Below are 11926 nucleotides of genomic sequence, written 5' to 3' on the forward strand. Positions count from 1 at the left end.
AACGGTTTATTGACGCGACGCTTGGTCGTCCGTTGCCTGCATGGCTTGCTGTGCATCCTGACTCGCGAGCGCGGCGAGTTCGGCATCGTCGAAACCAGCGTCGCGGCGCGCTTCGAAATTGAATGGGCCACGCAGTTTCGGCGCGTGATACTGGTCGGCGAGACGCAGATAGGTGTGGTGCGGATCGAGGCCGTCCGCGTCGCACAGGTGACGAAACCAGCGGTTGCCGATCAGCACGTGGCCGATTTCATCGCGCAGGATCACGTCGAGAATCGCCGCCGACGCGTGATCGCCGGCCTGCTGCAGACGCGCGCGGATCGGCGGCGACGCGTCGAGGCCGCGCGCTTCGAGCGTACGCGGCACGAGCGCCATGCGCGCGAGCACGTCGCCACGGGTGCGCTCGCACATGTCCCATAGGCCGCCGTGCGCCGGGAAGTCGCCGTACGCGTGGCCATATTCGGCGAGACGCGCGGCGAGCAGCGAGTAGTGATACGCCTCTTCGGCGGCGACCTTGAGCCAGTCGGTATAGAACCCGGCGGGCATACCGGGGAAACGCCAGACGGCGTCGAGCGCCAGATTGATCGCATTGAACTCGATGTGCGCGAGGGCGTGGAGCAACACCGCGCGGCCCTGCGGCGACTGCATGCTGCGTCGACCGAGTTGGCGCGGTTCGACCAGGTCGGGCCGTTCGGGGCGGCCCGGCAGGCCAGCGGGCTCGGCGAGATCGAGGCCGGAGTCACAGAGCGCGCGACCGTCGAGTACCGCAGCGTACAGCTCGCGGGCCGCCGCGGCCTTCGCGCCCGGATCCCGCTCACGCAACGCCGCGAGTGCGGCGCGGCGCGCGCACGGCGGCTCGTCGTGAGAATTCGATGCGGGAGAAGCGACAGAAACGGGCGAAGCGGCGGACGTCATGACAAACGGATCGGCGATGGAAGCGGCAAAGACGGCGGACAGACGGCGGCTGAGCCGCGCGCGAGCGGCTCAAGCACACAACCGTTTACAATACTCGATTCGACCATCCGGCGCGCGCTTTCGGGAACGCCCGTCAGTTGGCGACGCAAGACCGCCGGCTTCGCGCCGCGCCGGGTGCACGCCGCCCTGCCCGTGCGTGGCAACCGATCAGACCATCACCGTGCACAAAATCGGAGTCACCGAAGGCCCGGCTCTGACCAACAAGGAGACGTTGTGACGATTTACAAGCTGGGCGAAGCCGCCCCGATTATTCATGAAAGCGTGTTCGTCGCGGATTCGGCGAACATCATCGGCAACGTAACGCTCGAGGAGAACGCGAGCGTGTGGTTCGGCGCGACACTGCGCGGCGACAATGAGCCGATCACGATCGGCGCCGGCAGCAACGTGCAGGAAAGCGCGGTGCTGCACACCGACCCCGGCTATCCGCTGACGGTCGAGTCGAACGTGACGATCGGCCATCAGGCGATGCTGCACGGCTGCACGATCAAGGAAGGTGCGTTGATCGGAATTCAGGCGGTGGTCTTGAATGGCGCGGTGATCGGCCGCAACTGTCTGGTCGGAGCGGGCGCCATCGTCACCGAGGGCAAGGTTTTTCCCGACAATACGCTGATCCTCGGCGCGCCCGCGAAGGCGGTGCGCGAACTGACGGAAGCGGATATCGCCAACATGCAGCGCGGCGCGGCAAGCTATGCCGGGCGCCGCGAGTATTTCAAGGCGCAGCTCGTACGCATCGGCTAGACGGCCGGCGCGCGGTGCGCAAAGGCGCGGCGTCATGCCGCGTCATTCCAGCGAGGAAAAGTTGTGAGCGACCAGTTGCAAAAATTCATGTTCAGTGCGGCGCCGGTGCGCGGCGAGATCGTTTCCCTGCGCAATACCTGGCAGGACGTGCTGACACGCCGCGATTATCCGGCGCCCGTGCGAACGATTCTGGGCGAAATGATGGCCGCGTGCGCGCTGCTGTCGGCGAACCTGAAGTTCGACGGCACGCTCGTCATGCAGATTTTCGGCGATGGCCCGGTCAAGATGCTGGTCGTGCAGTGCAGCTCGAATCTGACGATGCGCGCCACCGCGAAGCTGTCCGGCGAAGCCGCCCATACGATCGACGACACGACCTCGCTCATCGATCTGGTGAACGCGAGCGGCCACGGCCGCTGCGTGATCACGCTCGACCCGACCGACAAGCAGCCCGGCCAGCAGCCGTACCAGAGTATCGTGCCGCTGTCGGACGTGAACGGACCGCTGAAGTCGATCGCCGAGGTACTCGAGCACTATATGCATCACTCCGAGCAGCTCGACACGCGCATGTGGCTCGCAGCGAACACCGAGTGCGCGGTCGGCATGCTGCTGCAGAAGCTGCCGGGCGACGGCGGCATCGTCCCGCATCCGGGCGAGCTCGACGCGGATACGTGGGAACGCGTGTGCACGCTCGGCGGCACGCTGTCGCAGGACGAACTGCTGAAGGAAGAACCTGAGACAGTGTTCCGACGCCTGTTCTGGCAGGAAAACGTCCAGCATTTCGAGCCGGTTACCGCGCGCTTCGAATGCACGTGCTCGCGAGAAAAAGTCGGCGCGATGCTGAAGATGCTTGGCCGCGATGAAGTCGACGGCGTGATCGAGGAACGCGGCCACGTCGAGATTCACTGCGAGTTTTGTAATCAGCGCTACGAGTTCGACCCGGTCGACGTCGCGCAACTTTTCGTGGCCGGCGGACTCTCACAAGGTGTGACGCCAGCGGCCGCGCAGCGGCACTAGACCGCGCTTTCGCCGAAGCGGAATACGTGCCCGTGAACTGATCGCGCTCTTCAACGCTAGTCCTGACCGCGCCGCCCCATGCCTCGTCACGGCTCGGGCGGCGCGTTGCTTTTGAGCGCGGTGTTGATACTCTGGAAGGATGCGGCGCTGTGCGTTGGAAGACGCTTGCTCGAGCCATCGGACCGATGGAGATTCGACCATGAAGCACATGCTTTCGTTGATCCTTGCCATCCTCACGGGCAGCGCGGTGCTGGCCGGCTGCTCGATCGATCCGCCTGGCCCAGCGCCGATTCTGAGCCGTCTGCCGCCTGATCAGGCCGAAGCCATCAGCCATCCGCAGACGCTGACACCGGAGGAACGCGCGCGCTATGACGCGATCGAGCAACAGGTCATGTTCGAACAGAATCAGACGATGGCCGCCGACGCCGCCGCGCAAGCCTGGTCGCGCTATTACTCGCGTTCGCCGCCCGTGAGGTTTTCCGCGGGCTTCTCGAGCGGCGGCTGGGGACGTGGCTGGGGAACCGGGATCGGCGTCGGGTTCGGGCCGTATTGGGGCTGGTAGGCCGATGCGAATATCGAACCTCAGTGCACCGGCTTCTTCTCCTTCGCAGCCGCTGCCTTCCCGCCATGCTTGCGATCCGGCTTCGCGCGCGACTCCGGATTCGGTACCACATGCAGCGGCGCGGCCGACACCTCACCGCGCGTCGAGGTATTCGCCGACGGGGTATTCGCCAACGGCAACGGCTGGTTCGGCGACACGAACTGCACGAACACTTCGCCGTCCTTGACCATGCCCATTTCGTAGCGCGCCCGCTCTTCGACCGCGGCCGTGCCGTTCTGCAGGTCCTGCACTTCGCCCTGGATGCGCTCGATGCGCAGCTTCGCGTCGGCATTCTTCTGCAGTTGCTGCGCGAGTTGTCCCTGCAACTCATGCACGCGCAGCCAGCCGCCGTGCCCCCACCAGAGCGGGTACTGGATCAACGCCAGCAGAACAATCAGGACAGCAGTGACAAGCCGCATGAAGTAAGCACAATAAATACGCGCCGCCCTGCGCTATACGCAGGGCGGCGAGGTCAATCAGAAACGAAGGATAACCGGCTCATCGATCGGTGTGAACAATCTGGCGAAGGCCGCTTAGCGCAGATTGTAGAAGGCCGACTTGCCCGGGTAGCTCGCGATATCGCCGAGATCTTCCTCGATACGCAGCAGCTGGTTGTACTTCGAGATGCGGTCGGAACGCGACAGCGAACCTGTCTTGATCTGGCCGGCGTTCAGACCGACGGCGATGTCCGCGATCGTCGAGTCTTCGGTTTCGCCCGAACGGTGCGAAATCACCGCCGTGTAGCCCGCGCGCTTGGCCATTTCGATCGCCGCGAAGGTTTCCGTCAGCGTGCCGATCTGGTTGATCTTGATCAGGATCGAGTTCGCGATTCCCTTCTCGATGCCTTCCTTCAGGATGCGCGTGTTCGTCACGAACAGGTCGTCGCCGACCAGTTGGACCTTGTTGCCGAGCTTGTCGGTCAGGGTCTTCCAGCCTTCCCAGTCGCCCTCGTGCATGCCGTCTTCGATCGACACGATCGGGAACTTGTCGGCGAGGTTCGCGAGGTAGTCCGCGAATTCCGTCGACGACAGCTGCAGGCCTTCGCCCGCGAGCTGGTATTTGCCGTCGTGGTAGAACTCGCTCGCCGCACAGTCGAGCGCGAGCAGCACGTCTTCACCGGCGCGATAGCCTGCTTTCTCGATGGCTTGCAAAATGGTGGACAGACATTCCTCGTTGCTGCCGAAGTTCGGCGCGAAGCCGCCTTCGTCGCCGACTGCCGTGCTCATGCCGCGGTCCGACAGGATCTTCTTCAGCGCGTGGAACACTTCGGCGCCGCAGCGCAGTGCTTCGCGGAAGCTCGGCTGGCTGACCGGCACGATCATGAATTCCTGGATGTCCAGGCTATTGTTCGCGTGCGCGCCGCCGTTGACGATGTTCATCATCGGCACCGGCAATTGCATCGCGCCCGAGCCGCCGAAGTAGCGGTACAGCGGCAGGCCGGCTTCTTCAGCCGCGGCCTTCGCGACAGCCATCGACACGGCCAGCATCGCGTTCGCGCCGAGGCGCGACTTGTTGTCGGTGCCGTCGAGCTCGAGCAGCGTCTTGTCGAGGAACGCCTGCTCGGAAGCGTCGAGACCCATGATCGCTTCGGAGATTTCCGTGTTGATGTGCTCGACGGCCTTCAGCACACCCTTGCCGCCGTAGCGGCCGGCTTCGCCGTCGCGCAGTTCGATCGCTTCGCGCGAGCCGGTCGACGCGCCCGACGGCACGGCCGCGCGCCCCATCGTGCCCGACTCGAGCAGCACGTCGCATTCGACGGTGGGGTTGCCTCGCGAATCGAGAATCTCTCGACCGATGATATCTACGATAGCACTCATGGTTTCCTCAAAGGATGACGTTGAATTCTTTACTGTGACCTTGCATCGCGCTGTCGAACCGGAGTTGGCGCTTCAGCGCCTAGTCCGGTCCCATGCAAAGCACCTGCCGGTCTCCCCGACAGACAACTCGCGCGCCGATACGTTCGACGACCACTATGCGAAAACGCCGCGGGTTGATTGTCGATGGCAATCGTGACACGCGGCGCACACCTGAATCAGTTGAAATCGCTTTCGAGGAACGGCCCGCGCTTGACGGCCCGGTCGAGCGTGACGAGCGTCTCGAGCAGGTCGGCCATGCGATTGAGCGGCACCGCGTTCGGCCCGTCCGACTTCGCTTGCGCCGGATTCGGGTGCGTTTCCATGAACAGACCGGCGACGCCGACCGCGACCGCGGCGCGCGCGAGCACCGGCACGAATTCGCGCTGGCCGCCCGAGCTCGTGCCCTGACCGCCCGGCAACTGCACCGAATGCGTCGCGTCGAACACGACCGGCGCGTGGGTCTCGCGCATGATCGCGAGCGAACGCATGTCCGACACGAGGTTGTTATAGCCGAACGACACGCCGCGCTCACATGCCATGAAGCGGTCTTCGGACAGACCCGCTTCACGCGCGGCGTCGCGCGCCTTGTCGATCACGTTCTTCATGTCGTGCGGCGCGAGAAACTGGCCCTTCTTGATGTTGACCGGCTTGCCCGAGCGCGCGCACGCGTGGATGAAGTCGGTCTGACGGCACAGGAACGCGGGCGTTTGCAGCACGTCGACGACCGACGCCACCTGCTCGATCTCGTGTTCGGCGTGCACGTCGGTCAGCACCGGCAGACCGAGCTGGCGCTTCACTTCCGACAGGATGCGCAAACCTTCGTCCATGCCCAGACCGCGAAACGACTTGCCGCTGCTGCGATTGGCCTTGTCGTACGACGATTTGTAGATGAACGGAATGTTCAGCTTCGCGCAGATTTCCTTCAGGCGGCCGGCCGTGTCGATCGTCATCTGTTCGGATTCGACGACACAGGTACCGGCGATCAGGAAGAGCGGCTTGTCGAGCCCGATGTCGAAATCGCCCAGTTTCATGCTTTCTCCTCGACCCTCGACTGCTGATGCGCGAGCGCCGCTTCGACGAACGACTTGAACAGCGGATGACCGTCACGCGGCGTAGACGTGAATTCAGGGTGGAACTGGACGCCGACGAACCACGGGTGCATGCTGCGCGGCAGCTCCATCATTTCCGGCAAATCCTCGCTCGGGGTACGGGCGCTAATGATGAGGCCACCGCCTTCGAGCTGGGGCACGAAACGGTTATTCACCTCATAACGGTGACGGTGGCGTTCGTTCACATCGGTGCCGTAGATCTCTTCGGCGAGCGTGCCGGGCTTGATCGGGCAGCGCTGCGAGCCGAGGCGCATCGTGCCGCCGAGATCCGACTCTTCGGTACGCTTCTCGACGCGGCCTTCGCGGTCGTACCACTCGGTGATCAGCGCGACCACGCGGTTCTTCGTTTCCTGATCGAATTCGGTGCTGTTCGCGTCCTTCAGGCCGACGACGTCGCGGGCGAATTCGATCACGGCGAGCTGCATGCCGAGGCAGATGCCGAGATACGGCACCTTCGCTTCGCGCGCATAACGGATCGCGGCGATCTTGCCTTCGGTGCCGCGACGGCCGAAGCCGCCCGGCACGAGCACCGCGTCGAGATGCTTGAGGCTCCCGACGCCTTGCGTTTCGATTTCTTCGGAGTCGATGTACTCGATATTCACGCGCGTCGACGTATGCATCGACGCATGACGCAGCGCTTCGATCAGCGACTTGTACGACTCGGTCAGATCGACGTACTTGCCGACCATGCCGATCGTCACGTCGTGCTTCGGGTTCTGCAGCTTCTCGACGAGGTCCGACCACATGGACAGGTCCGCCGCCTTCGGCGTGAGCTTGAGCTCTTCGCAGATGATCGCGTCGAGACCCTGGTCGTGCAGCATCTGCGGAATCTTGTAGATGCTGTCCGCGTCCCACACGGAAATCACCGCGTCTTCGGGCACGTTCGAGAACAGCGAGATCTTCGCGCGCTCGTCGTCCGGAATGCGGCGGTCGGCACGGCACAGCAGCACGTGCGGCAAGATACCGATTTCGCGCAGCTTCTGCACGCTGTGCTGGGTGGGCTTGGTTTTGAGTTCGCCGGCCGTGGCGACCCAGGGCACCAGCGTCAGGTGCACGAAGCACGCGCTGTTGCGGCCGAGGCGCAGGCTCATCTGGCGCGCGGCTTCGAGGAACGGCAGCGATTCGATGTCACCCACCGTGCCACCCACTTCGACGATCGCGACATCCGGCTCGCCGCACGTCGCAGACGCTGCGCCGCGCTCGACGAATGCCTGGATTTCGTTCGTGATGTGCGGGATGACCTGCACGGTCTTGCCGAGATAATCGCCGCGGCGTTCCTTGCGGATTACCGACTCGTAAATCTGGCCCGTGGTGAAGTTGTTGGCCTTGCGCATCTTCGTGCTGATGAAGCGCTCGTAGTGGCCGAGGTCGAGGTCGGTTTCCGCTCCGTCTTCCGTCACGAACACTTCGCCGTGCTGAAACGGGCTCATCGTGCCGGGGTCGACGTTGATGTAGGGATCGAGTTTGAGGAGGGTGACTTTAAGACCGCGCGATTCGAGGATCGCGGCGAGGGAAGCGGCGGCAATACCCTTGCCGAGGGAAGATACTACGCCGCCGGTGACGAAAACATATTTGGTCATCGCTGGATGCTCGCGGGAAAAACGGATTATACCGTAAAGGATGGTCCCGACCCAGCAAAAAACGGCCGACCCACGCGTGCCGATGCCGCCTCGCGTGGCAGCCGGAGCAGCGGTTTGGGGCCCGCTTCGTGCGCGCAGCACGTCAGGCGGTTCGCTCCAGTTCACGCAGCATGCGTTGCACTGCGCGCGCGGTTTCGATCGGCCTTTCCATCGGATACAGATGGCTGCCCTCGATCCACTCGACGTGCCCGCCGGTCGCGCGTCGCGTCGCGTCGAGCCCGGCCTGGCGGATTTCCTTCGAGCGTGTCCCGGCGATGAAGCCGACCGGCACCGGCGCGCCGCGCGCGAGCCGCGCGCCGAGCGTATGCGGCAGCGTCCGGTAGATCTGGTATTCGGTGCGACGATCGAACGCGAGCACCCGGGTGCCGTCGGGCGAACTCTGCGGAATGCCGAAGTCGATGTAGTCGGACAGCATGCGCTCGTCCCAGCGCGCGAACGCGGGCTTCGAATGGAAGTGCCGCCATGCTTCGTCGCGGCTCGTCCATTGCGTGCGCCGCTTGCGCGTAGCGGCGGCGGGCGACAGCCGCTCGTCGAGCCCGGTCCATTGCGACACGCGCAGCATGCTGCTGCGCCAGCCGGCGATCACCGGCGAGTCGAGCATCACGACGCCTCTCACCCACTGCGGCTTTTTCAGCGCCGCCATCAACGACAGATAACCGCCGAGCGAATGCCCGACGAGCCACACCGGCTGCTCGTACTTGCGGGCGATGTCGTCGAGCAGTTGCTCGACCAGATGGGGCCAGTCCTGCGTGACCGGAAAGCGCGGATCATGGCCGATCCGCTCGATCGAGCGCACGTCGTAGTCGTCGGAGAGCTCGGCGAAGATCGTCCGGTAAGTCGAGGCCGGAAAGCCGTTCGCATGCGAGAAATGGATGATGTTTTTCAACTGCGGCGATCTCCGTTGTGTTTTTTACGCGTGGGCGGTGCTTTGCCTGTGCCGCTGCTTATACCCCTGCTTGAGCCTGTTGTCTGCGCTGTTGCGCTCATCGGGCCGCGACGCGCTCATGGCTCCATCCAGTAGCGGCGCTGCGTGTCCCGATAGCGCTCGAGCGTGAGCGCGGCGCCCTCCTCACCGCGCGCGCCCGGATCGACGTCGACCCTCACGGCGCCATCGCGATCGCTGCGCCCGAGTTCGATATGACGCGCCGCGTAGCGCGCGAACACGCCCGCATTCGGATGATGAAAGCGATTCTCGTAGCCTACGTAACAGAAAGCCCCTGATTTTCCATCTAACCAACTGATTTTTAACATAAAGTCTCGCGCCGGTCAGTGATGGGACTTTCCAAGGTTTTCAGGTGTTTCGCAAGAAAGCGTACAGGATCAGGGCACAGTTTGGGCACAGTGCCCCAAGGCCTATATAGAGCGCTTGCACTAGAAGCATGGACGCGCCCGTCGCTTCATGCGGTCCATCTACAACGGGAGATTCGTTGGCCGCCTCCCATTTAGGACCGACCACGATGCGCACTCGCATACTGGCTAGCCCTCTCACTTTTCGGTGAGGGGTTCCCGTGCGCTATCATCTCTTTAGAATTCAATTATACTGTATGCATATACAGTATTTTCAGTCATCACCCGAGCCGAAATGACCCTTCAATTTGACTCACACGAGGCTCTCTTTGCCGCGCCACCAATCGTGCCGCAGAGAGAAATGGGCGCCTACGAGGCGTTATGGGAGTCCGACAGCGCGTCGTTTAAATCGATCGCTGAGACGTTTGAACGAAATCCCGCTGCTACGCCAGCGCAACTGGTGCCTTCTGAGACGATCGACGCAACGGTCCCACAAGTGATGCGGAAACTCGAAGAAGCCGGCGTCGACGATTTCGGCGTTTGCGTCAATCGAACCGCGGACTATCCGGCGAAGCTCCGAGACGCCAAATATCCGCTCGAATTTTTTTATTTCCAAGGTTGGCGTGACCTTGCCTTCTCGCACAAGTCGGTTGCAGTTGTCGGCACCCGCACCCCTTCCGACGACGGTCTCCGCCGAGCTCGCAAGCTCGTCAAGATGCTGGTCCAGGAGGACTTCACAATCTTTTCCGGTCTAGCAGCAGGCATCGACACCGTTGCCCACACGACCGCAATCGAAGCGGGGGGAAGAACTGTCGGTGTGATCGGGACGCCGATCACAGAGAGCTATCCGCGCCAAAATGCCGAACTGCAACGGCGGATCGCTCGGGACTTTTTGCTCGTCAGTCAGGTCCCGATTCTCCGCTACACCCGACAGACGTTCAGGGGCAATCGGCTTTTCTTCCCGGAACGGAATGCGACGATGTCTGCGCTAAGCGATGCGACGGTGATCGTCGAGGCCGGCGAGACATCAGGGACTTTGACGCAGGCGCGAGCCGCAATCCACCAAGGACGTAAGCTGTTCATTCTGGATAGCTGCTTTCGCAATCCCGCGCTGACGTGGCCCGCCAAACTCGCAGCGCTGGGCGCTATCCGCGTAGAAAATTTCGACGACATTCTGACGCATTTAAAAGATGGCGCTCCTTCAGATCGATGACACGACGCGGCGAGACCACTGGTTTTTGCCGGAAGACTGCTCATGTTGGTACACCGGCGACTACACCGCGCGCGGCGGCTTTGGTTGCAGCCCCACCAACGACTTGATTTCGAACTTTAAGAAATCCGTCACTCGCCGAGGCCGACCAGAGTACCGCTGGAAGGAGGACGCCATTGCCCGGATTGGGAGGGCCTTTCGCGACGCATTCCGGCCCGACGCGTATCGTCAGGTGACTTTCGTGCCTATCCCTCCGTCAAAGGCCCGCGCACATCCGGAGCACGACGACCGGATGACGCTTGCGCTTGCGCACATGGCGCGATTGGTCCGCGCGGAGTTGGGCATCGAGGCGGACGTGCGCGAGTTAGTCGTCCAGCGACAGAGCTACGAAGCATCACACACCGCGACGACCCGCGCTCGTCCAGAGGATCTTATCGCCTTGTACGCCATTGACGAGACGATCTCGCAGCCAGCGCCGCAGCAAATCTTGATCGTCGATGACGTGCTGACTACCGGCAGCCACTTCGTCGCAATGCGGCAGGTTCTGGAAGCGCGTTTCCCGGGCGTATGGATCGGTGGTCTATTTGTCGCGAGGCGAAAGCTGGCCGACGACGCTGACGACTTCGACACAGACGGCGACTGAATACACCGTCCGTTGCATGCCAGTACCGGGAAAGCCGATTCTGCCCCGCGCAATTCTGTATATTCGGACAGCATTTTGAGCGCCCCATGTCGCACATTCGATACCCCGACGCCGTGACAGACCGCCCCTGCCGTCTTTGCGAACATTGGGGCGGCGACGTTGCGGGCGGATCACATGCCCTATGCTTGTGGAGCGAGCAGAAGCAGGTGCAAGCACAGCCAGAGCGCGGATGCGTGCATTGGATACGAGCGATCGGGGCTGATGATGATCTCGAGAAGCGTCCCGGTCGACGCTAGGTTGGCGCAAAACGCCGATCCGGCGAGCCCTGCCGCGCGAAGATTTCGGAGTTGTCCGACTGCCCGCCACGGGCCAATCTAAGAGACTTCATTGGCGGGCCGCTTCCCCTGGGTCCGCTTTGTCAGATTGGCATCTTTCCGCCGTTCCCTAACAGGGCGGCGGTTTTTTTATTTGTTTTGGTGAATTTCGGGGTACTAGACGTCGCTAGTGGGTCCCGCACACGCGCAGTGCTTCGCGCGCGTAATCCTGCAATGCGGTCAGTTTCCGGATTGCCCGGTCTCCGTCTCCGGTGATGCCGAGAAGAGCGTCAGCAGTCGACCCGTCAAGTTCGGCTGTTCCGGCTCCATCAGTTCCGCCGCCGGCGGCGCCAGCATCGGGCACGCCACTGCCACCGGCTGAAGCAACGCAACTGGCGGTTGCGACGCGCAGCCGAACATCGCCAGCACGCACATCGGCGCGAAGACTATCAATCGTCTTTTGAGCATTGGTTTGTTCCGTTCGGTAGGTTTGTTCGACTGCGGCCACAGCCGACGCTGCGCGCACGGTTTCTGCGAGCGCG

At 62.9% G+C, this 11926-nt stretch carries 12 protein-coding genes and 1 pseudogene; 5 read left to right on the forward strand and 8 right to left on the reverse strand.

The genetic code is table 11. The annotated features are described in order from the left end of the window. Positions 1–6 precede the first annotated feature (6 nt). Positions 7–912 (reverse strand): ferritin-like domain-containing protein, encoded by a 906-nt coding sequence (locus tag HDG39_RS06405; RefSeq protein ID WP_184004141.1) that lies wholly within the window; start codon positions 910–912, stop codon positions 7–9. Between the two features lie 273 nt (positions 913–1185). Here HDG39_RS06405 and HDG39_RS06410 point away from each other — a divergent pair, with 273 nt between their 5' ends. From HDG39_RS06410 to HDG39_RS06420, 3 genes are all read left to right on the forward strand, one after another. Further along, the gene (locus tag HDG39_RS06410) at positions 1186–1710 is read left to right on the forward strand and encodes a gamma carbonic anhydrase family protein (RefSeq protein WP_184004143.1); all 525 of its coding nucleotides are present in this window, start codon (positions 1186–1188) and stop codon (positions 1708–1710) included. Positions 1711–1773: 63 nt separating this feature from the next. Continuing rightward, on the forward strand, positions 1774–2724 hold the full coding sequence (gene hslO, locus HDG39_RS06415) for an Hsp33 family molecular chaperone HslO (protein WP_184004145.1): 951 nt from the start codon (positions 1774–1776) through the stop codon (positions 2722–2724). 199 nt (positions 2725–2923) lie between these two features. Further along, positions 2924–3286, forward strand: coding sequence for a hypothetical protein (locus HDG39_RS06420; protein WP_184004147.1), 363 nt, complete (start codon positions 2924–2926; stop codon positions 3284–3286). A gap of 20 nt (positions 3287–3306) precedes the next feature. On the opposite strand, the gene ftsB is transcribed toward HDG39_RS06420, so the two are convergent. The 6 genes and pseudogenes from ftsB to HDG39_RS06450 all read right to left on the reverse strand — a co-directional run. After that, positions 3307–3744 carry a cell division protein FtsB gene (gene ftsB, locus HDG39_RS06425; RefSeq protein WP_184004149.1) on the reverse strand — a complete coding sequence of 146 codons (438 nt, stop codon included), beginning with the start codon at positions 3742–3744 and terminating at the stop codon, positions 3307–3309. A gap of 114 nt (positions 3745–3858) precedes the next feature. Beyond that, a complete protein-coding gene (gene eno, locus HDG39_RS06430) occupies positions 3859–5142 on the reverse strand; it encodes a phosphopyruvate hydratase (protein ID WP_018417543.1) in 1284 nt (427 codons plus the stop codon). A gap of 215 nt (positions 5143–5357) precedes the next feature. Next, a complete protein-coding gene (gene kdsA / locus HDG39_RS06435) occupies positions 5358–6212 on the reverse strand; it encodes a 3-deoxy-8-phosphooctulonate synthase (protein WP_184004151.1) in 855 nt (284 codons plus the stop codon). Further along, complete coding sequence (gene pyrG / locus HDG39_RS06440) at positions 6209–7870, reverse strand: CTP synthase (RefSeq protein ID WP_184004153.1); 1662 nt, start codon at positions 7868–7870, stop codon at positions 6209–6211. Before pyrG ends, kdsA begins: the two co-directional genes overlap by 4 nt. 142 nt (positions 7871–8012) lie before the next feature. Beyond that, on the reverse strand, positions 8013–8816 hold the full coding sequence (locus tag HDG39_RS06445; RefSeq protein WP_184004155.1) for an alpha/beta fold hydrolase: 804 nt from the start codon (positions 8814–8816) through the stop codon (positions 8013–8015). 116 nt (positions 8817–8932) lie between these two features. Further along, positions 8933–9145 (reverse strand): annotated as a pseudogene (locus tag HDG39_RS06450) (hypothetical protein); the annotation flags it as partial. A 367-nt stretch (positions 9146–9512) separates the two neighbouring features. On the opposite strand from HDG39_RS06450, the gene HDG39_RS06455 reads away from it, so the two are divergent. Next, complete coding sequence (locus HDG39_RS06455; protein WP_184004157.1) at positions 9513–10430, forward strand: DNA-processing protein DprA; 918 nt, start codon at positions 9513–9515, stop codon at positions 10428–10430. Continuing rightward, positions 10408–11070 (forward strand): hypothetical protein, encoded by a 663-nt coding sequence (locus HDG39_RS06460; protein WP_184004159.1) that lies wholly within the window; start codon positions 10408–10410, stop codon positions 11068–11070. The genes HDG39_RS06455 and HDG39_RS06460 overlap by 23 nt, the downstream gene beginning before the upstream one ends. A 501-nt stretch (positions 11071–11571) precedes the next feature. On the opposite strand, the gene HDG39_RS06465 is transcribed toward HDG39_RS06460, so the two are convergent. After that, positions 11572–11910 (reverse strand): lysis system i-spanin subunit Rz, encoded by a 339-nt coding sequence (locus HDG39_RS06465; protein WP_409339016.1) that lies wholly within the window; start codon positions 11908–11910, stop codon positions 11572–11574. Positions 11911–11926 lie beyond the last annotated feature (16 nt).

Origin of the sequence: Paraburkholderia lebeckiae, from assembly GCF_014201005.1 — a bacterium.
In the GTDB taxonomy this organism is placed as follows: domain Bacteria; phylum Pseudomonadota; class Gammaproteobacteria; order Burkholderiales; family Burkholderiaceae; genus Paraburkholderia; species Paraburkholderia tuberum.